The organism is Nocardioides xinjiangensis, assembly GCF_017916385.1.
Lineage (GTDB): Bacteria > Actinomycetota > Actinomycetes > Propionibacteriales > Nocardioidaceae > Nocardioides > Nocardioides xinjiangensis.
This window is the reverse complement of record NZ_JAFMSW010000001.1, coordinates 933,744-953,655: the sequence shown is the minus strand read 5'-3', so window position 1 is coordinate 953,655 and position 19,912 is coordinate 933,744. Positions and strand designations below refer to the sequence as shown.

Here is a 19,912-nt window from a genome sequence, read left to right as displayed (position 1 = left end):
GATCCTGCCAGTGCTCCCGCCCCTTGGCTAGGGCCTACGGCGCCAGCGGGGGCGCCTCGGTCCCGGTGGGCTCGATCTGCTGCGGTCGGATCAGTGACCGTCCGCGCCCCCACGGGTGCGGGCGGCGTCGAGGTGCCCCACCATCGCCTCCGCGAGCGAGACCGTGTCGACGGCGACGGTCACGATGGTCGCGCCCTGAGTGGCGTAGTCGGCGGCGTCCGCGCCGTTGTAGGCGTGGACACCCACCGGTACGCCGGCAGCGACGGCCCGGCTGATGATCGAGGACAGCACGTCGCGCAGCTGCGCGGTGTTGGCTGCGCCGTCGAGCTCCAGGGACAGCGCGAGGTCCCCCGGACCGACGTACACGCCGTCGAGCCCCTCGACGGCCAGCACCGCGTCCAGGTCCTCCAGCGCCGTGGCCGTCTCGACCATGGCGATCACCAGCGGTCGATCGGCTCCGCCGGACAGTCGCCCGATCGAGCGCCCTCCGACGGGGGCGTACCTGGTCGCAGCGACCACCTCGCGGGCGTGCTCGGCGTCGCGGATGTTGGGCACGATGACGCCGCAGGCGCCCAGGTCGAGCGGTCGCCCGACGTCGGCGAACAACGGGCTACGGGTGCGGACGAGCGGAACCGATCCCGCGGCCCGGATGGCTGCCGTCATCCCGGGGAGGTCCACCTCTGCCGCGGCGCCGTGCTGCAGGTCCACGACGACGAAATCGGGTCCAGTGCGCGCCAGGACTTCCGCGGTCACGGCACCGCCGAGCAGGCTCCACAGCCCGTGGCACGCGTCCCCCTCGGACCACCGCCTCCGCACGTCGACCTCGCTCATCGCCACGGTGACATCAGCCCTCTCGTGTTGTCGTCGCCAATCGGTGAATCAGCGGTCGCTGTGGGGGACCATCTTGCATGCTCGACGTGGGGCTCAACTGCGAGTGCCACGACAGGGTTGTGCCGCCTGCGGATCACGACGCTTGTTCTGCACCGGGCCCGCGTCCTCGGACGTGCTCGCCACCCGTCTCTGTGTCTGCTCAGACGGGTCTGCGTAGGTCCGGCGAGCAGCCGACGCCGAGCCGCTGTGCGTTCGTCGTGGCTGAGTCCCGCTCGGCGGCCGGGAGGTTCGCCTTCCTGTCCACTTCGCACCGGTAGCCGAAGAGCTCGATCACGAGGTACTGCTGACTCGATCGACTGAGTCAATCCGCCCACATAAACGCGGTCGGCGCGACCGTTGCAGTCGCTTCAAGCTCCTCGCATGGCGTCCGGGGGCCGACCCTGTGCGGGCTGCAATCCGTCGACTTAGGACAGCAACGAAGACGAGGGTAACCACTCGTGAGCGTGACGCCAGCACTTCAGTGACAGAGTGGGTAGTTGCCTTCCCGTTGCCCGCGTCGGTTCCTGCCGTGGTGTCGACGCTGGTGAACAAGTCAGGCAGCCCAGTGAATGGATCGAATACGTGTAAGGCCTTGTCTGATCCCATGTCGTCCAGAAGACCGCGCACTCCCTGCGGTGACTCTGGATCTACGCCGCAAATCGGCGACGTCGCGCGGTAAGTGCAGAGGACTCTTCGGAAAACGAAAAGACGTTGTCACCGCGGGCAGCTAATAGGTAACTCCCCCCTCGGCGCGTGTTTGGATTGTTCTTCCGTCCGTCCACCTGAGAGAACCCATGCGTTTTCAGCGCTGGGTCCTCTACGACAGCGGAGCGCCACGGGCCTCCACAGGTGGCGGTCGCTCACCCGGCCGAGCAGCAGGCGCCGGCGGCGAAACCATTGCGCCACGCAGCGCCGGCGCCAGCTCCCGCCAGACGCGTTGCTCGGCCGCTGCCTGCCACATTCCCCAAGCGAGCAGTAACAAGACGACGCAGTCGGCGACGAACAGGAAGGAGTAATAGGAGCGCCACCAGTTTGGAGTCTCACGGACAGCGTATGCAATCGCCAACAGAGTGGGAATGACGAAGAGCAACCACCGTCCGAGCGAGAGGAGACGCTGACAACTCCTCGTCATGTCGTGCCGGAAACGGTTCGAGTTCAGGGCGAGTACCGCTTCGTCCTCTGTGATACGCTGAATATGCGCGCAGGTCCCGGCCAATATAGTTCACGATTCCCCAGATCATCAGTTCGTTATCGAAGAACACATACCCCATAGGGGCAATCACCAGGGGCAGCCAGAAGAACAGCTGCGGCTGAAGGTCTACGCCATCTGCCGAGGCCAAGCCACCTAAGCCAACAAGCACCGCGATGACGAAGTTGAATGAATGACGCTGGTTTTCCCAGCGCCCAAAGAGCTCGTCACTGACTTTCTCGTACTCCAAGAGGTGCGTTCTCAAAGCCGCCTCGCGAGTCCACACTTCCGCGGTCACGTGCGGAGGTTGTGCCGAATCTGGTGCGGAACTCGGATGGTTCGTCGGCTTGGACGAGGGACTGGCCTGGTGCATTGAGCAATCCGAGCCGCCTGTCTCCGGCCGAGCGAGCTGCAGTGCTCGTGCAGCAAACCCACGAGCGGTCCCGGGACTCACGCTGCCCCCTCTCAACGCGCTAGACGTGCGCCGATGCATCTCGAACGTAGGCGCCCTCAGACCGATGTGGACGCATGTGTCCTCCGCGTAACGGGGCTCAAGCCGAAACCCTGCAGGTCGGTCGGATTCAACTAGATGCGCCAGCTGTGCACCCGAGGTCGCATCGCGGAAGATTCACCGTAATTGGGGACGTCGGGTACGCAGGCGGGCGGTGCTGACATGAACACGAGCGGCAACCGCCCCCTACATGAAGAGGAACAGCGTCAGCCGCCCACGTAGAACCGCCTGCGTCGTAGCTTCGCCTACGTAAGCCGCTGCTTGTGGCGGTGTTGCCCGCTAGAACAGCTGGACGGGCTGTGTAACCGCCGCGATTGGCGCCGCGAGTCAGTTGCCGTTCTGCCCACCCCCGAAGTCGAGGGCGTTATCTGCCCCGTCGGGAGCGCGCTGGCGCCTCTGACGCTCGCCCTGAACAGGGCCCGCACGGCTAGCGCGCCGACCCGAAGACGAACCCGCGAGCCGGAACGATCACTCAACGGTCCGTCGAGCCGTTTCGAGGAACCTTGCACATCTGCTCGCGTGGCACCGGTAGCCGGAGGGGTTCATCGCGAGGTACTGCTGGTCAAAGTGTCGGCGGTGTGACTCAGTTGCGTCTGCGTCTGCGTCTGCGCCCGTAGCCGGACGGAACGAGCGCATAGGTCTGCCGCATCACGGAAGGGGCACCCTGGGCGGTTCGTCAGTACTGCCACTTCCGGCTCAGCAGCCAGAGCCCGACGCCTGATCGGATCAGCGCAGGGCGAGTATCCAGCCCGACCGCACCGATGCCATGGGAAGCCGCCGGACGTCGCCCCGCGCCCGCCCACGCACGGGTGCGAACTCCGCTGCGAAAGGTGCACGGTCAAGATTGATCAACAAGCCCCGACCATCCTCGAAAGGATCGCACCGGCGGCCCGAAGAGGTTCAGGCACTCGTCGACAGCGGGGAGATCAGCGCCGGTCTGATGGTGCGGTGATTCGACGACGCAGAAGGGGGCTACGACGCAATGGGTTGGTGGCTGACGCCGCGCCAGGTCGACCTGCTGGCTCGCATGGGGGCAGGAATCGACTCCGACGACTACGCGGGTGACGTCACGGCGCACTCTCCGTGAGCGGGGCCGCCGCGTGTGCGCGTCAGGCCGTCTCGGGGAACCTCACACCCGTGTTCGCGTGGCAGCGGTAGCCGAACGGGTTCTTGTAGAGGTACTGCTGGTGCGCGTCCTCGGCGTAGTAGTACGGCGTCTCGCTGGCGGGGCGGATCTCGGTCGTGATCTCCCCGAGGCCGCGGCGCGCGAGCTCGTCGCCGTACACCTTGGTCAGCTCGCGGGCGGTCTGCTCCTGCTCGGGCGTGGTCCAGTAGATCGCCGAGCGGTACTGGGTGCCGACGTCGTTGCCCTGCCGCATGCCCTGGGTCGGGTCGTGGATCTCGAAGAACTTCTTGAGCAGGTCGGCGTAGGACACCACGGAGGGGTCGAAGACGACGCGGACGGCCTCGGTGTGGCCCGTGCGCCCGCTGCACACCTCCTCGTAGGTGGGGTGGGGCGTGCTGCCGCCGGCGTAGCCGACCGACGTCGACCACACGCCGGGCACCTGCCAGTAGATCTCCTCGGCGCCCCAGAAGCAGCCGAGGCCGAGCAGGGCCACCTCGTGGCCGGCGGGGACGTCGTCGCTGACCACGGGCGTGCCGAGGACGAGGTGCTGCCCGAGTGACCACGGCTGCTCCGCGCGGCCGGGCAGGGCCTCCTCGGGGCTGGGCAGGGTCGTGGGCTTGCCGAAACCGAACATGCCCCCATTGTCGCGCGCCGGGCAAGCGACGTACGTAGGACTACGCGGTCTGGACCGTCGTAGTCACACCGATGTGCGCAGGGCCGCGCCCGGAGGACGGTGGCGTGACACATCACCCACCTTCGGAAAGGAACGTCATGTCTCCACGTCGATCGGTACGACGGCTCGTCGTCGCCGTCCTCCTCGGGGTCCTGGTCGGGGGAGGCCTCATGGCCGTCACGCCCGCCGGTGCCGAGGTCAGCCAGGCTGCGGCCACGAGCTGGAAGAAGATCTGGAAGAAGGACCTCAAGCCGCTCGCGGCCAAGACCTTCCACACCAAGAAGCAGAGCGACGCGCGCTACCAGCCCAAGGGCAGCTACGAGCCCGCCGGCTCCGGCTACACGAAGTCCGAGACCTACACCAGGGCCGAGGTCGACGCGAAGCTCGCGCCGTTCGCCAACTCGGTCGCGGCCTTCGCCGGGGGCGACCAGGCCGTCACGCTGGAGCCCGCGGACAAGGTCGTGCGCTCCGTGAGCCTGGTGCCCACGGCCAACGGCACCGTCGTCGCCTCGTCCAGCGCGTACGCCTGGGCGTCCGGGGCCGGGGACGGGGGAGCCCGCTGCTCGCTCACCACGGGCAACGCCGTCGACTTCGAGTTCCTCCAGTACGCCAACATCCCGGCCGCCCAGGTGAGCGAGAGCGACGTCATTTCCGGCACCCGCGGCTTCCCGGTCACCAAGGGCAACCTCGTCACCGTGAACCTCGTCTGCGACGAGTTCGCGGGCAACATGACGGTGTCGGACAGCGCGCTCACCGCCGTCTTCGCCCCGTCCTGACGCACGACCGACACGCGGCAGCGGCCGCCACCTCGCCGAGGTGGCGGCCGTTCCGCTGTGCCCCGCCGGCCGAGCGGGGTCTACGCTCGACGTGTGACCCAGGAACGCGCCAACAGGTCCGGTTTCGAGACGCGTGCGATCCACGCCGGCTACGAGCCCGACCCGACGACGGGGGCGGTCATCCCGCCCATCTACGCCAGCAGCACCTACAAGCAGGACGGCGTCGGCGGCCTGCGCGGCGGCTACGAGTACAGCCGCTCCGCGAACCCCACCCGTACGGCGCTCGAGGGCGCGCTCGCGTCCGTCGAGGACGGCGAGCGGGGCTTCGCCTTCGCCTCCGGCCTGGCCGCCGAGGACACCGTGATCCGGGCGCTGACCCGTCCCGGCGAGCACGTCGTCATCCCCGACGACGCCTACGGCGGCACGCACCGGCTCTTCGACAAGGTCGCCAAGGTCTGGGGCACCGACCACAGCTCGGCCTCCGTCGCCGACACCGAGGCGGTGGCCGCGGCCATCCAGCCCGGGCGCACCAAGCTGGTGTGGGTCGAGACGCCGACCAACCCCATGCTCACGATCGGCGACATCGAGGCGCTCGCCACGGTCGCGCACGACGCCGGAGCGCTGCTCGTCGTCGACAACACCTTCGCCTCGCCCTACCTCCAGCAGCCGCTCACCCTCGGCGCGGACGTCGTCGTGCACTCGACGACCAAGTACGTCGGTGGGCACAGCGACGTCGTCGGGGGAGCGGTCGTGGTGCGCGACCTCGACCTGGCCGAGAAGATCGCCTTCCACCAGAACGCGATGGGGGCGGTGGCCGGCCCGTTCGACGCGTTCCTGGTCAACCGGGGCCTCAAGACCCTCCACGTGCGCATGGACCGCCACTGCGACAACGCGGAGCAGGTGGTCGCCTTCCTCGACGCCGACCCCCGGGTCACGGAGGTCATCTACCCCGGCCTCGCCTCCCACCCCGGCCACGAGGTCGCCGCGCGGCAGATGAAGCGCTTCGGCGGGATGGTCTCCTTCCGGGTCGCGGGCGGCGTCGAGCAGGCGCTCGCGGTCTGCGAGCGGGCCGAGGTGTTCACCCTCGCCGAGTCGCTGGGCGGCATCGAGTCCCTGATCGAGCACCCCGGTCGGATGACGCACGCCAGCGTCGCGGGCACCGACCTCGAGGTCCCCGACGACCTGGTCCGGCTCAGCGTCGGCATCGAGAGCGTCGGCGACCTCGTCGCCGACCTCGACCGGGCCCTGGGATGACCTCGCCCGACCCCCTCGACCCGCGCCCGTCCCTCACCGACGAGCGGACCCTCGCCTCCGAGCGGACCGCCGTCGGGCTTCCGGCGCTGCTGTGAGCTGCGTGCTCTGCGTCGACTTCGGCTCGACGTACACCAAGGCGGCGCTCGTCGACCTCGACAGCGGCGACCTCGTCGCGACGGCCAGCTCGCCGACCACCCTCCCTGACGCGACCGGGCAGGGCGACGTGCTCGACGGGTACGACGCCTGCGTGAGCGCGCTGGCCCAGCAGGACCCCCGCGCGCTCCAGGCCGAGGTGGTCGCCTGCTCGAGCGCGGGCGGCGGGCTGCGCGTCGCGGTCGTCGGCAACGAGGAGCTGGTCACCGCCGAGGCCGGCCGCCGGGTCGCGCTGTCCAGCGGCGGCAAGGTGGTGCTCGTGCTCTCGGGCGGCCTCGACGACGACAAGCTCGCCCGGCTGCGCGCGGCCGCGCCCGACGTGGTGCTGCTCGTCGGAGGCACCGACGGCGGCAACGCGGAGGTCCTCGAGGGCGACGCCGCCTTCCTCTCCCGCGTCCCCTGGCCGGGCCCGGTCGTGGTCGCCGGCAACGTCGACTCCCAGCCCCTGGTGGCCGAGCTGCTCGCGGGCTCGGGCACGCCCCACGTGCTCGCCGACAACGTCGTCCCGAGGATCGGCGTCCTCGCGCCCGACGGCGCCCGGCGCGCGATCCGGGAGATCTTCCTCAGCCACGTCATCGGCGGCAAGCACCTGAGCAGCCGCACCGACGCACGCGGCCGCTCCTTCACCGACATGGTCCAGGGCGCGACCCCGGACGTGGTGCTGACCGGCGTGGAGCTGCTCGCCCGCGGTCTCGACGAACAGCACCCGGGCGCCGGCGACGTGGTCGTCGTCGACGTCGGCGGCGCGACCACCGACGTGCACAGCGTCGTCGAGCTCGACCCCGAGGACAGCGGACTGGCCCGCGAGGTCGTCGCCACCACGCCCGTGACGCGCACCGTCGAGGGTGACCTCGGGATGCGGTGGTCGGCGGTGTCGACCGTCGAGGCCGCGTTGCGCGACGACCTGGCGGACGCGGCGGCACGCCGCCGCCGGCACCCCGACTACCTGCCCGACAGCGACGCCGAGCGCGACGTCGACCTCCACATCGCCGCGGCCGCCGTGCGGATCGCCCTCGAGCGCCATGCCGGGCGGAGCAAGGTCGTGGTCAGCCCCGAGGGGCGCGTCGTCGAGCGGAGCGGCAAGGACCTCCGGGAGGTCGACCTGCTCGTCGGCTCCGGCGGCGTGCTGCGCCACGGCGGGCCCGACGCCGTACGCCGCGTGCTCGAGCCGGCGACCGGGGACGCCTTCGAGGGCGGGTGGCAGCTGCCGCGGGACCCGGAGGTCGTCGTCGACCGCGACTACGTGCTCGCCGCCGCTGGGTTGCTGGCCGAGCAGCACCCCGTCGCGGCGCACCGGCTGGTGAGCCGCCTCGTCGGCGCGGTCGGTGGGTAACGTGAGCGACGTGAGCGAGGAGCGGGCGCACGGACCGGCTGAGCCCGCGACACCCGGGCGGGTCGACCGGGACTCCGAGCAGGCCAGGGATGCCCGGGACGCCGGGGAGATGGGGGAGACCGAGGAGTCGCGGCGCCGGCGTCTCTTCCTGGCCCTCGGCCGCAGCGACGACGAGGACCGGCTGACCGAGCGGTTCCTCCAGCAGTGGGCCCAGCTGCGCGCCGAGCAGCGGCGCCCGGAGCCGGCCTTCACCACCGGACCCTCGAACTTCAGCCGCGCCCAGGTGCCCTGGGGCCTCGACCTCGCCGCGGCCTGGTCGTGGCGGCTCATCGTCATCGTCGTCGCGTCGCTGGGCCTGCTGTGGACGCTGCGCTACTTCGCGGTCATCACGCTGCCGCTGGCGGTCTCGCTCCTCATCGCGGCGCTCGCGACGCCGGTGGTCACCGCGCTGCGGCGCGCCGGTCTGCCCCGTGGCCCCGCGACCGGGATCGTGATGGTCCTGGGCATCGGCACGGTCGCGCTGCTGCTCACCTACGTCGGCCAGCAGGTGGCGCAGGGCGCGAGCGACCTCGCCGGCTCGGTGGTGACCGGTCTCGAGCAGGTCCGCTCCTGGCTGCGCACCGGCCCGCTCAGCGTCTCCGACTCACAGCTCGACCGGTACCTCGAGGAGGTGCAGGCCGCGATCACCGACAGCACCGGCTCCGACGGCATGGTCACCCGCGTCACCGAGGTCGGCACCGCGCTTGGCCATGTGGTGGCGGGGCTGTTCATCGTGCTGTTCTCCACCTACTTCTTCCTCTCCGACGGCGACCGGATCTGGTCCTGGATGGTCCGCATCGCGCCGCGCGCCGCGCGCGAGCGCCTGGACGCGTCCGGCAAGGTCGCGTGGGTGTCGCTGACGCAGTTCGTCCGGGCGACGGTCCTCGTCGCGCTGGCCGACGCGATCGGCATCATGGTCGTCGCCTGGTTCCTCGGAGTGCCGTTCGTGATGGCCATCGGCGTGCTGGTCTTCCTCGGCGCCTTCGTGCCGATGATCGGCGCCACGGTGGCCGGCTCGGTCGCGACCCTCGTGGCGCTGGTCGACCAGGGTCCGTGGACGGCGCTGCTGATGTTCGGCGGCGTGATCCTGGTGCAGCAGATCGAGGGTCACGTCCTGCAGCCGTTCCTCATGGGCCGCTTCGTCTCGCTGCACCCGCTCGGCGTGATCGTGGCGATCGGCTGCGGCGTGCTCGTCGCGGGCGTCGCGGGGGCGCTCATCGCCGTGCCCCTCGCCGCGGCCGGCAACGCGGTCGCCCAGCACCTCGCGTCGTACACCACCATCGGTGAGGACGAGCCCGACGAGGCGCTCGACGCCGACCTCGCCACCGACGGCGTGCCCCCCGACGTCGTCCCCGAGGACGACAGCCCGCTCGCCGGTCCCGACGCGCCCGAGGACGAGCGCGACACCTCCCGTCGGCACTCCGGCCCCGACCACGAGAAGGACCCGTCATGACCGAGGAAGTGAGCCTGGCCGACGTCCTGGCGGCGCGCGAGGCGCTGGAGGGCGTCACCGTCACCACGCCGATGGAGGAGTCGCGCTGGCTCTCCGCGCTCGTCGGCGGTCCGGTGTCGCTCAAATGCGAGAACCTCCAGCGCACCGGCTCGTTCAAGTCGCGCGGCGCCTACGTCCGCATCGCCCGGCTCTCCGCCGAGCAGCGGGCGAACGGCGTCGTCGCCGCCTCCGCCGGCAACCACGCGCAGGGCGTGGCGCTCGCGGCCAGCACGCTCGGCATCCGATCCACGGTGTTCATGCCCGAGGGCGCCCCCATCCCGAAGGAGAAGGCCACCCGGGGCTACGGCGCGGACGTGGTGTTCCACGGCCGCTACCTCGAGGACTCGCTGGCCGCGGCGCAGGAGTTCGCCGAGCGGACCGGTGCGGTGCTGATCCACCCCTTCGACCACGCCGACATCGTCGCCGGGCAGGGCACGCTCGGGCTCGAGGTCCTCGAGCAGGCACCCGACGTACGCACGGTGCTGGTGCCGACCGGCGGCGGCGGGCTGCTGGCCGGGGTGGCGATCGCCGTCAAGGCGCTGCGCCCCGACGTCCGCGTGGTCGGCGTGCAGGCCGAGGGCGCCGCGGCCTACCCCGGGTCGCTCGCCGCGGGCCGGCCGGTGCCGCTGGAGTCGATGAGCACGATGGCCGACGGCATCGCCGTGGGCCGGCCCGGCGACATCACCTTCGCCGCGGTGCGCGACCACGTCGACGAGATCATCACGGTGTCCGAGGAGTCGCTCTCACGCGCGCTGCTGGCGCTGATCGAGCGGGCCAAGCAGGTCGTCGAGCCCGCGGGCGCGGCGGCGGTGGCGGCGCTGCTCGACAACCCGACGGGCTTCGACACCCCGGCCGTCGCGGTGCTCTCGGGCGGCAACATCGACCCGCTCCTGCTCAGCAAGGTCATCCGGCACGGCCTCGCCGCCGCGGGCCGCTACCTCTACCTGCGCGTCTGCATCCCCGACCTCCCCGGCGGGCTCGCCTCGCTGCTGTCGGAGGTGGGCGCGGAGGGCGCGAACGTGCTCGAGGTCGCCCACGAGCGAATCTCGCCGTCGCTGACCCTCAACGAGGTCGAGGTGCGCATCCAGCTCGAGACCCGCGGCGAGCCGCACGCCGAGCACCTGATGGAGCGGCTGCGCGAGCGGGGCTACCGGGTCCAGTGACCCCCACCCCGCCGCGCGCGACCGGGGATCAGGCCCGGTAGGGCTCCGCGTCGACGATCGTCACGCTGAGCTGCTTGCCGTTGGGGGCGGTGTAGGTGACGGCGTCGCCCTTGCTCTTGCCGTTGATCGCAGCGCCCATCGCCGACTGCGGCGAGTACACGTCGAGGGTGTCGCCGTCGGAGAGGTTCTCGCGGGCGCCGAGCAGGAACTTCTCGGTGTCGCCATCGCCGAAGTCGATCGTGACGACCATGCCGGGCTCCACGACGCCGTCGTTCGGCGGGGTCTCGCCGACCTCGGCCTTGCGCAGCATGTCCTCGAGCTGGCGGATCCGGGCCTCCTGCTTGCCCTGCTCGTCCTTGGCGGCGTGGTAGCCGCCGTTCTCCTTGAGGTCGCCCTCGTCGCGAGCGGCGGAGATGCGCTCGATGATCTCCTGGCGCTTGGGGCCCTTGAGGTCCTCGAGCTCGGCCTTCAGCTTGTCGTAGGCCTCCTGGGTCAGCCAGACGGTGCCCTGGTCGGTCATGTCACTGCTCCTGCTTCGCGTCGTACTGGATCAGGGTGTGCCTCAGCGCACCCGGATCGGGTCGGTGGTTCGTCGTCCGTCCGATCGGGGTGGTCGCGGCTCGGGACGTGAGCCAGCGCACCCGGACGGGCAGAACGTCCACAGTAGCAAGCCTGGCGCAAAAGCGCAGGACGGCGGATCAGCGAGGGCGGGGCTGGCCCTCGGCCGTGCAGCCGAGCTTCTCGACCGTGGTGGCGCGCCGCTCGGTGCGGATGACCACCTCGTTCGTGCCGTCGACGGGCGTGAACGCCAGCTCGCCGACGGTGGTGTGGTCCTCGGCGTAGGCGCGGACCCGGCAGCTCGCCTCGACGTCGTCGGCGCCGAGCTCCACGTCGACCCGGGCGCGCATCTCGTGGTCGCTGGCGACCTCGTAGGTGACCACCTCGGAGGTGACCACGGGGGTGCTGTGGAACCACGCGGTCCACGCCAGCCAGGTGAGTCCGGCCGCCGCCAGGACGACGGCGACGCCGACCGTGACCGGGCGGCGCCACCGAGGGGGTGCCCCGTAGCGGTCGGCGAGGTCGGTGGTCACGCACTGAAGCGTAAGCGGCGCCTCCTAGACTCGGGCCCATGCCCCAGCCCTCCGCAGACCGGCCCCGCGCCGGGCTCCGCCTGATGCACGTCCACGCCCACCCCGACGACGAGTCGAGCAAGGGCGCCGCGTCGACGGCGAAGTACGTCGCGGAAGGCGTCGACGTCCACGTCGTGACCTGCACCGGCGGCGAGCGCGGGTCGGTGCTCAACGCGAAGATGGACCGTCCCGAGGTCTGGGAGAACATCAGCGAGATCCGTCGCGAGGAGATGCACCGCGCCCGCGACATCCTCGGCATCCGCCAGGACTGGCTCGGGTTCGTCGACTCCGGGTGGCCCGAGGGCGACCCGCCGCCGCCGCTGCCGGAGGGCTGCTTCGCGCTCGTCCCGCTCGAGGAGGCCGCCGAGCGCCTGGTGCGGCTGATCCGCGAGTTCCGCCCGCACGTCGTGACGACGTACGACGAGCGCGGGGGCTACCCGCACCCCGACCACATCCGCTGCCACGAGGTCACCGTCGCGGCGTACGCCGCTGCCGGCGATCCCGAGCGCTTCCCCGACGCGGGCGAGCCGTGGCAGCCGATGAAGCTCTACTACCACCACGGCTGGAGCTGGGCGAAGACCAACGCCCTGCACGAGGCGATGCTCGCGCACGACCTCGAGTCGCCCTACACCGAGCGGCTGGCCACCTGGCAGCGCGAGCCCGAGTGGGACGAGCGCATCACCACGAAGGTGCCCTGCAGCGACTACTTCGGGGTGCGCGACCAGGCGCTGCTGGCGCACGCGACGCAGATCGACCCCGACGGCATGTGGTTCGCCATCCCGCGGGAGATCCAGCAGAACGTCTGGCCGACCGAGGACTACGAGCTCGTCGAGTCCACGGTGGAGACCACGCTGCCCGAGGACGACCTCTTCGCGGGCATCCCGACCCCCGCTCCGTAGGGAGCGAGTGGGAGGATGGAGCCATGCTCGACCTGCTGATCGTCCTGCTCGAAGACCCCACGCCCCGGGACACCGAGGTGAAGGCGGGACCGCTGGGCTTCGCGCTGTGGATCTTCATGATCATCGCGGTGGTCGTGCTCGGGTTCAGCCTCGTCAAGCAGCTGCGCAAGGCCCAGGCGGCCAAGGACGCGGGCCTCTACGGCGACGAGCCGGCTGCGCCCGGCGACGGCACGGACGACGGATCCGGTCCCGAGACCCGGTCCTGACCCGGGACCCACCAGTTCCACCGGCCCAGCAGGGTCATCGTCGCGGGCAGCAGCAGCCCGCGGACCACCGTGACGTCGATGAGCACGGCCACGGTCATGCCCACGCCGATCTCCTTGACCGCGACCAGCTCGCCGAGGGCGAAGCCGAGGAACACGATCCCGATGGCCACCGCCGCCAGGGTCACCAAGGGACCCGAGGCGGTGATGCCGGTCAGCACGGCCTGGTCGTTGAGCGCCCGCAGGTCGACGGGGCGCGGCCGGCGCCGCCGGGCGCGCGCGGTGTCGGCGTCCCGCCTCGCCTCGTCCCACGCCTCGCGGATCCGGGCCACGAGGAACACGTGATAGTCCATCGAGAGCCCGAACGCGAACATGAACAGCAGCAGCGGGGTGGTGACGTCGAGGGCCCCCCACGGGTCGAAGCCGAGCAGCGACGAGCCCCAGCCCCACTGGAACACCGCGACCACGACGCCGAGGGTCGCGCAGAGGGAGAGCAGGTTCATCGCCACCGCCTTGACCGGTACGACGACCGAGCGGGTGAGGCGGCCCAGCAGCAGGGCGGTCGCGAGGACGACGACGAGGACGGCCACCGGCGCCTGGTCGGCGAGGGCGTCGCGGGTGTCGACGAGCTCCGCGGTCGGACCGCCCACCAGCACCCCCGGGCCGAGGTCGGCGGCCCGCAGCCGGCGTACGAGGTCCTGCGCCCGCGGGCCGTCGTAGTCGCCGGCGGCGTCCGGCTCGGGCTCCACGAGGATCTGGCTCAGCTCGCCGGGGAGGGGGTCGAGGAGCATCACGTCGGCCACGCCCCGCACGGCCATGGCGCGCGCCATCGCGTCCGCCGTCTCCTGCGAGCTGAAGTCCGCCTCGACCAGCACCGTGACCGGGGTCGCGACCTGCTCGGGGAAGCCGCGCTCGATCGCTTCCTGCACGAGCCGCGGCTCGCTGTCACCGGGCAGCGAGCGGGCGTCGGAGTTGCGCAGGTCGAGGGACAGCAGCGGCGTCGCGAGCAGCAGCAGCAGGGCGGTGCAGCCCAGCAGGACGGGCCACGGTCGCCGCTGCGCCACCCGCGCGAGGCGGGGGAGGAGGGCGTGCGCGCTCGGCGTGCCGCCGAGCACCCGGCCGGCTGAGGGCTCGGGGATGCGGGCGCTCGCCACGCCGACGAGCGCCGGGGCGAGGGTGAGCCCGGACAGCGTCGCCGCTCCCACGGCCACCAGGCCGCCGAGGGCCATCGGGGACAGCACCGGGTCGCCCAGCAGCAACAGGCCCGCGAGGGCGGTCCCCACGGTCAGGCCGGACACCAGCACGGTCCTGCCCGAGGTGGCCAGGGTGCGGTCGAGCACCTCGCCGATGTCCGTGCGCCCCGTGCGTCCGGTGCGCCCGGTCGCCGCGGCCCGCTCCTCGCGGAACCGGCCGAGGACCAGCAGGGCGTAGTCGACGGCCAGGCCGAGGCCGAGCAGCGTGACGACGTTGACGGCGTACTCGCTCACCTCGGTGAGCCGGGCGAGGCCCGCCAGGGCGAGGAGCGCCACGCTCACCGAGCCGAGCGCCGTGAGCACCGGCACGACACCTGCCAGGAGGCCGCCGAGCGCGAGCGCGAGCACGCCGACCAGCACGACGATCGCGACGCCCTCGCCGCGGGCCGCGTCCTGGATCGCCTGCTCGGCGAACGCCTCCTCGGCGAACAGCGGTCCGCCGACGAGCACCTCGGGCATGGCGACCTCGCGGAGCGTCGCGTCGACCCGCTCCGCGGCGGCGAGGGCGCGGTCGCGGTCGACGGTCGGGTCGATCTCCACCGTCACGACCGTGCCGAAGCGGTCGGGGGCGACGAGGTCCTGGGCGCCGGTGGTCCACGGGTCGCGGACGTCCACGACGTCGGGCAGCTCGCGCACCTCGTGCATGACCCGGGTGGCCTGGTCGATCATGTCGACGCCGTAGATGTCGGCGCCGGAGAGGACGGCGACCACGAGCTCGCCCTCGGGGTCGACCGACTCCAGCCGCTGCTCCAGCCGCGCCGACTCCGCCCCGGCGCGGAGCGGGTCCGGGGACTCGGCGACGTCGAAAACGGATCCGCCGAGGACGCCGCCCAGGACGGCCAGCACCGCCCACGCTCCGAGCACCCATCGGCGCGCGCGGTACAGCCGACGTCCCAGGTCCTCGAGCACGGCGGCACTGTAGCCCGGCGGCACCCTTATGACGATCGGCGGACAAAAGTTGTTCACAAACCGTCAGATACGACCTAGGGTGAGGGGCGTCACATCCTTCCCGGTGCTCCGTCACCGGGGTCGCGAGAGGTCATACCCCAGGTGTCGAAGTCCCCCTCCCTCTCCCGCCCACGACCGGCCCGAGGCCGTCGTCGCGCGGGTGCCGCCATCGCGGCCACCGCGGTGGCCGCCAGCCTTGCCGCGGTGATGCCGAGCGCCGCCGCCGCCGTGCCGCCGGGCGACGAGCCCGGCCTCACGATGCGGGCCTTCCAGCTCGGCCAGCCGATCTCCGAGCTGTGCACCCTCAAGTCCGGGCAGACCCCCAACGTCGACCTGCTCAAGCCGACGATCGACTGGGACGCGCCCGCCGACTTCGGCGGGCTGCAGGACAACTTCGTCGTGGAGGCGCTGGCCAACCTCAGCGTCGAGACGACGGGCGCCTACCAGTTCCGGATGACCAGCGACGACGGCTCGCGCCTCACCATCGACAGCACCGAGGTCATCGACCACGACGGCCTGCACGGCGACACCGCCAAGACGGGCACCACCACGCTGACCGCGGGCACCGTGCACAAGCTGCGCATCGACTACTTCGAGGCGGGCGGCGGCGAGCGACTGCTGCTCGAGTGGATGCCGCCCGGGGCGAGCACCTTCTCGGTGGTCCCCACCTCCGTGCTCAGCACCGAGGCCAACGTCACCCGCGTGACCGCGCCCGGCTTCAAGCAGTGCGAGGGCCAGAACGACTCGGAGGGCGACGGCCTCCAGCTCGGCTCGGTCAACCCGGCCTACGACCTGGTCAACCTGCGTCCCAACGGCTTCGAGCCCCAGGTCACCGGCCTGGAGTGGGACGGCAGCGACCTCCTCGTCCTCACCTGGGGCGGCAACGGCAACGACCAGGGCAACGTCGAGCTCGGCGAGCTCTACCGCCTCAGCGGCGTCCAGGGAGCGGACTCCCCGGCTGACGTGACGCACACCAGGATCGCCTCCGGCCTCAAGGAGCCGCAGGGCATCTCGGTCGTGGACGGCGAGATCTACGTCTCCGAGAAGACCGGCCTGATCAAGCTGACCCAGAAGAACGCCCAGGGCGTCTACGAGGGCAGCGTGGAGATCGCGAAGTACCCCTTCGACGGCAACTTCCACGAGTTCGGCTTCGGGATGCTCTACAAGGACGGCAAGTTCCACGTGAACCTGTCGGTCTCGATCAACCTCGGCGGCGCGACCACCGTCCCGCAGGGCTCCCACGACCGCGGCACGCACATCACCATCGACAAGGCCACCGGCGCCATCGACTACGTCGCGGGCGGTCTCCGCACGCCGCACGGCATGGGCTGGGGTCCCGCGGGCGAGATCTTCGTGACCGACAACCAGGGCGGCTGGCTCCCGGCCTCCAAGCTCATCGAGATCAAGCGCGGCGAGTTCTACAACCACTTCACCACCGAGCCCGACGGCACGCCCGGTCGCTTCGACGACCAGCCCGTGACCAAGCCGGTGCTGTGGATGCCGCAGAACGAGATCGCCAACTCCCCGAGCACCCCCGTCGTCGTCGACGCGGGCCCGTACGCCGGCCAGATGTTCATCGGCGACGTGACCTACGGCGGCCTCCAGCGCGCCGACCTCGAGAAGGTCGACGGCCGCTACCAGGGCGCCCTCTTCCGGATGACGCAGGGCCTCGAGGCCGGCGTCAGCCGCGTGCTCAAGGCTCCGAACGGCTCGCTGGTCATCGGTGGCCTCGGCGCCGGTGGCAACTGGGGCCAGACCGGCAAGCTGCGCTACGGCCTGCAGAAGCTCGACCTGAGCGGCAAGACGCCCTTCGACATGAAGTCGATGGACGTGGTCGAGGGCGGCTTCGAGATCGAGTACACGCAGCCGCTCGCCCCGGCGACGCTGCAGGACCTCGCGTCGAAGTACCAGCTCAAGCAGTGGCGCTACCGGGCCACCGCGCAGTACGGCGGCCCCAAGCTCGACGAGGAGTCGCTCGCGGTCACCAGCGCGACCGCCAGCGAGGACGGCCGCACGGTCACCCTGCAGGTAGACGGGATGAAGCCCGACCGGGTCGTCCACCTGCGCTCGCCGCGCCCGTTCCAGTCCGCCACCGGCGAGACGCTGTGGAGCACCGAGGCCTGGTACACCCTGAACAGCTACCCCGGCTACGTCGAGGCTGAGCCGGAGCCCGCTCCGGACGGCATCTACGAGCTCGAGGACGGCGAGCTGTCCGGCACCGCCGGCATCGACACCGAGCACGCCGGCTACACGGGCTCGGGCTTCGTCGACGGCATCCAGACCGTCGGGTCCGGCAGCGCGGTCACCGTCGTGGCGCCGCGGGCCGGTTCGTACGACCTGCAGATCCGCTACGCCAACGGGCCGAACCCGCAGCCCAACCAGACCAAGAAGATGAGCCTCTACATCGGCGACGAGCGTCGGCAGATCTCGCTGCCGCCGTTCGCCGACTGGAAGACGTGGGGCACGTTCACCACCCGGGTGACGCTGCCCGCGGGCGCGACGCGCGTCGAGATCGCCTACGAGACCGGCGACGACGGCCACGTCAACCTCGACCACGTCAAGCTCGTCGACCCGACCGGCGGTCGCGTCGAGGCCGAGGCCGGCACCATCACCGGTGACCGCAACCGGGTCCAGACCGAGCACGCCGGCTACAGCGGCACCGGGTACGTCGGTGGCTTCGAGGTCGACGGCGCGTCCGTGACCTTCGACGTCACCGCGACGGCGGCCGGCTACCACAACGTGAAGCTCGGCTACGCCAACGGGCCGAACCCGCAGCCCAACCAGACCAAGGTGATGTCGGTCTACGTCAACGGCGTCTTCGCCAAGAAGCTGTCGCTGCCGCCGTTCGCCACGTGGAAGGAGTGGGGCTCGGTCACCGACCAGCTCGAGCTGCGGGCCGGCGCCAACGTCGTCAAGATCCAGCGCGACGCCGGCGACAACGGCAACGTCAACATCGACTACCTCGACCTCGGTGCCCGTGAGGCCTGCGCTCCCGGTCAGGTTCCCAGCGCCGACGACGAGTTCGACGGCACCACGCTCGACACCTGCCGCTGGAGCACGATCCTGAACAAGACGTCGACCGGCGTCGCGGTGGCCGGTGGCCAGCTGCGGATCAACGCCCAGGCCGGCGACCTGTCCGGCGGTGCGGTGGACGCGAAGAACATGGTCCTGCAGAACGCGCCCGCCGAGGGCCCGTGGGCCGCGACCACGCAGCTCACGATGACGGGCACGGACGACTACCTGCAGGGTGGTCTGGTCGCGTGGACCAGCGCCACGAACTACGCCAAGTTCGTCGCGATGGAGAAGCCGGACGGCGACTGGGTGCTCGAGCTGGGTCGCCGCATCAACGGCGACATGGTCTACACCAACGCCGACCTGCCCGACGGCGCCGCTCCGGACGACCTGCAGCTGCAGATGGTCTCGACCGGCACCGCGATCCAGGGCCGCTGGTCGGTCGACCAGGGCGCGACGTGGCAGTCGATGGGCGCGGGCTACCCCTCCACGGGGCTGGTCGCACCCAAGATCGGTGTCGCCGCCTACAACGGCACCGGCAGCCAGGTCGGCGCGTTCGACTGGTTCCGCGTCAGCGACGAGGTCGTCGTCGAGCCCGACGCCTGCGAGGCCACCACGGCCGACCCGGGCTACCGGACGCTGTTCGACGGCACCGCGGAGAGCCTCGAGGACTGGAACATGGCCGGCCCCGGCGTGTTCACCCGTGAGGCGGACTGCACGCTGAAGACCAACGGCGGCCTCGGCCTGCTGTGGCACTCCGAGCCGCTCGAGGGCGACTACTCGCTGCAGCTGGACTGGAAGCTCGTCAAGGACGACAACGGCGGCGTCTTCGTCGGGTTCCCGAACCCGGGCACCGACCCGTGGGTGGCCGTCAACCAGGGCTACGAGATCCAGATCGACGCCACCGACGACCCGGACAGCACGACGGGTGCGATCTACAACTTCCAGTCGGCCGACCTGACCGCGCGCGACGCCGCGCTCAAGCCGGTGGGCCAGTGGAACCACTACGAGATCAAGGTGGAGGGCAAGCGGATCCGGATCTACCTCAACGATGTCCTGGTGAACGACTTCACCAGCACCGACGAGAACCGGTTGAAGTGGCCGTCCTACATCGGTCTGCAGAACCACGGTGGCGGCGAGAGCGTCTTCTACCGCGACGTCCAGGTCAAGGAGCTCGCCGACCCGGAGAACGTGCCGGCGACGGTGACCGTCACGGCGCCCGAGCAGCTCCAGACGGGCAAGAAGGCGCAGGTCGAGGTCGCCGTGACGTCTGCGGCACAGGAGACGCCGACCGGTGAGGTGGTGCTGTCCGTCGACGGCACCGACCTGCCCGCCGCGACGCTGAAGGACGGCAAGGCGACCTTCGAGGTCGGCCCGTTCGCTGCCGGACGGACCGTCGAGCTGGTCGCGAAGTACGCCGGAGACGTGGCGCACGACGCGGGCCAGGGCAAGGCCCAGGTCAAGGTCGTGACCCCCGCGCCGGTCCCGACCCCGCCGACCAACCCGCCGGCCGACGCGCCGTCGGTGAAGGTCAAGGGCGAGAAGGCCGACGCGACGCCCAACCGTCGCAAGGCCAAGCTCACGGTCCGCTGCGGAACGGTCGGGTGCGAGGGCAAGGCGGTCCTCCGCACGCGTGGGAAGGACGGCAAGCGCCTCGGCGCCGGGACGTTCGACCTCGACTCGCGTGAGAAGGACAAGGTCACCCTCAAGCTCACCAAGCGGGCTCGTGCCCTGCTGGGCAAGAAGGCGACCGTCAAGGCCGTGCTCGTCGTCCGGTTCGAGGACGGCGGCACCCAGCGGGTGAGTGTGCGGCTGACCCGCTGAACCT

Annotated in this window: 16 protein-coding genes; 8 read left to right on the top strand and 8 right to left on the bottom strand. The window is 71.1% G+C overall.

Annotation, left to right across the window (positions count from 1 at the left end):
• Positions 1 to 90: 90 nt before the first annotated feature.
• From J3P32_RS04535 to msrA, 4 genes are all read right to left on the bottom strand, one after another.
• The gene (locus J3P32_RS04535) at positions 91 to 831 is read right to left on the bottom strand and encodes an HpcH/HpaI aldolase family protein (RefSeq protein WP_210438649.1); all 741 of its coding nucleotides are present in this window, start codon (positions 829 to 831) and stop codon (positions 91 to 93) included.
• A 199-nt stretch (positions 832 to 1,030) separates the two neighbouring features.
• The gene (locus tag J3P32_RS18095) at positions 1,031 to 1,165 is read right to left on the bottom strand and encodes a hypothetical protein (protein WP_282593961.1); all 135 of its coding nucleotides are present in this window, start codon (positions 1,163 to 1,165) and stop codon (positions 1,031 to 1,033) included.
• Between the two features lie 745 nt (positions 1,166 to 1,910).
• Complete coding sequence (locus J3P32_RS04530) at positions 1,911 to 2,357, bottom strand: hypothetical protein (protein WP_210438648.1); 447 nt, start codon at positions 2,355 to 2,357, stop codon at positions 1,911 to 1,913.
• Positions 2,358 to 3,679: 1,322 nt separating this feature from the next.
• Entirely contained in the window at positions 3,680 to 4,330 is a 651-nt protein-coding gene (gene msrA, locus J3P32_RS04525; protein ID WP_210438647.1) for a peptide-methionine (S)-S-oxide reductase MsrA, read from the bottom strand.
• A 137-nt stretch (positions 4,331 to 4,467) separates the two neighbouring features.
• Here msrA and J3P32_RS04520 point away from each other — a divergent pair, with 137 nt between their 5' ends.
• From J3P32_RS04520 to ilvA, 5 genes are all read left to right on the top strand, one after another.
• Complete coding sequence (locus tag J3P32_RS04520) at positions 4,468 to 5,145, top strand: hypothetical protein (RefSeq protein WP_210438646.1); 678 nt, start codon at positions 4,468 to 4,470, stop codon at positions 5,143 to 5,145.
• Between the two features lie 93 nt (positions 5,146 to 5,238).
• Positions 5,239 to 6,399 (top strand): cystathionine gamma-synthase, encoded by a 1,161-nt coding sequence (locus J3P32_RS04515; RefSeq protein WP_210438645.1) that lies wholly within the window; start codon positions 5,239 to 5,241, stop codon positions 6,397 to 6,399.
• Positions 6,400 to 6,499: 100 nt separating this feature from the next.
• On the top strand, positions 6,500 to 7,885 hold the full coding sequence (locus J3P32_RS04510; RefSeq protein WP_307861581.1) for a glutamate mutase L: 1,386 nt from the start codon (positions 6,500 to 6,502) through the stop codon (positions 7,883 to 7,885).
• Positions 7,886 to 7,895: 10 nt separating this feature from the next.
• On the top strand, positions 7,896 to 9,377 hold the full coding sequence (locus J3P32_RS04505) for an AI-2E family transporter (RefSeq protein WP_307861580.1): 1,482 nt from the start codon (positions 7,896 to 7,898) through the stop codon (positions 9,375 to 9,377).
• Positions 9,374 to 10,579 carry a threonine ammonia-lyase gene (gene ilvA, locus J3P32_RS04500; protein WP_210438643.1) on the top strand — a complete coding sequence of 402 codons (1,206 nt, stop codon included), beginning with the start codon at positions 9,374 to 9,376 and terminating at the stop codon, positions 10,577 to 10,579. Before J3P32_RS04505 ends, ilvA begins: the two co-directional genes overlap by 4 nt.
• Before the next feature lie 28 nt (positions 10,580 to 10,607).
• On the opposite strand, the gene greA is transcribed toward ilvA, so the two are convergent.
• The 3 genes from greA to J3P32_RS04485 are packed head-to-tail and all read right to left on the bottom strand — an operon-like array spanning position 10,608 to position 11,670.
• Entirely contained in the window at positions 10,608 to 11,099 is a 492-nt protein-coding gene (greA, locus tag J3P32_RS04495; protein ID WP_210438642.1) for a transcription elongation factor GreA, read from the bottom strand.
• 1 nt (position 11,100) lies between these two features.
• The gene (locus J3P32_RS04490) at positions 11,101 to 11,241 is read right to left on the bottom strand and encodes a hypothetical protein (protein ID WP_210438641.1); all 141 of its coding nucleotides are present in this window, start codon (positions 11,239 to 11,241) and stop codon (positions 11,101 to 11,103) included.
• Between the two features lie 36 nt (positions 11,242 to 11,277).
• Positions 11,278 to 11,670, bottom strand: coding sequence for a DUF4307 domain-containing protein (locus J3P32_RS04485; protein ID WP_210438640.1), 393 nt, complete (start codon positions 11,668 to 11,670; stop codon positions 11,278 to 11,280).
• Positions 11,671 to 11,708: 38 nt separating this feature from the next.
• Between J3P32_RS04485 and mca the strand changes: the two genes are divergently transcribed.
• Both mca and J3P32_RS04475 read left to right on the top strand, forming a co-directional pair.
• Complete coding sequence (mca, locus tag J3P32_RS04480; protein WP_210438639.1) at positions 11,709 to 12,608, top strand: mycothiol conjugate amidase Mca; 900 nt, start codon at positions 11,709 to 11,711, stop codon at positions 12,606 to 12,608.
• Between the two features lie 23 nt (positions 12,609 to 12,631).
• Entirely contained in the window at positions 12,632 to 12,874 is a 243-nt protein-coding gene (locus tag J3P32_RS04475; protein ID WP_210438638.1) for a hypothetical protein, read from the top strand.
• Here the strand turns inward: J3P32_RS04475 and J3P32_RS04470 are convergent.
• Entirely contained in the window at positions 12,805 to 15,033 is a 2,229-nt protein-coding gene (locus J3P32_RS04470) for an MMPL family transporter (protein WP_210438637.1), read from the bottom strand. The genes J3P32_RS04475 and J3P32_RS04470 overlap by 70 nt on opposite strands.
• 246 nt (positions 15,034 to 15,279) lie before the next feature.
• Between J3P32_RS04470 and J3P32_RS04465 the strand changes: the two genes are divergently transcribed.
• Positions 15,280 to 19,908, top strand: coding sequence for a family 16 glycoside hydrolase (locus J3P32_RS04465; RefSeq protein WP_246850573.1), 4,629 nt, complete (start codon positions 15,280 to 15,282; stop codon positions 19,906 to 19,908).
• Positions 19,909 to 19,912 lie beyond the last annotated feature (4 nt).

Bases quoted from the DNA above. Each gene is read 5' to 3' on its own strand.
- J3P32_RS04535 (WP_210438649.1), bottom strand. From the start codon at position 831: ATGAGCGAGGTCGACGTGCGGAGGCGGTGGTCCGAGGGGGACGCGTGC.
- msrA (WP_210438647.1), bottom strand. From the start codon at position 4,330: ATGTTCGGTTTCGGCAAGCCCACGACCCTGCCCAGCCCCGAGGAGGCC.
- J3P32_RS04520 (WP_210438646.1), top strand. From the start codon at position 4,468: ATGTCTCCACGTCGATCGGTACGACGGCTCGTCGTCGCCGTCCTCCTC.
- ilvA (WP_210438643.1), top strand. From the start codon at position 9,374: ATGACCGAGGAAGTGAGCCTGGCCGACGTCCTGGCGGCGCGCGAGGCG.
- greA (WP_210438642.1), bottom strand. From the start codon at position 11,099: ATGACCGACCAGGGCACCGTCTGGCTGACCCAGGAGGCCTACGACAAG.
- mca (WP_210438639.1), top strand. From the start codon at position 11,709: ATGCCCCAGCCCTCCGCAGACCGGCCCCGCGCCGGGCTCCGCCTGATG.
- J3P32_RS04475 (WP_210438638.1), top strand. From the start codon at position 12,632: ATGCTCGACCTGCTGATCGTCCTGCTCGAAGACCCCACGCCCCGGGAC.
- J3P32_RS04465 (WP_246850573.1), top strand. From the start codon at position 15,280: ATGCCGAGCGCCGCCGCCGCCGTGCCGCCGGGCGACGAGCCCGGCCTC.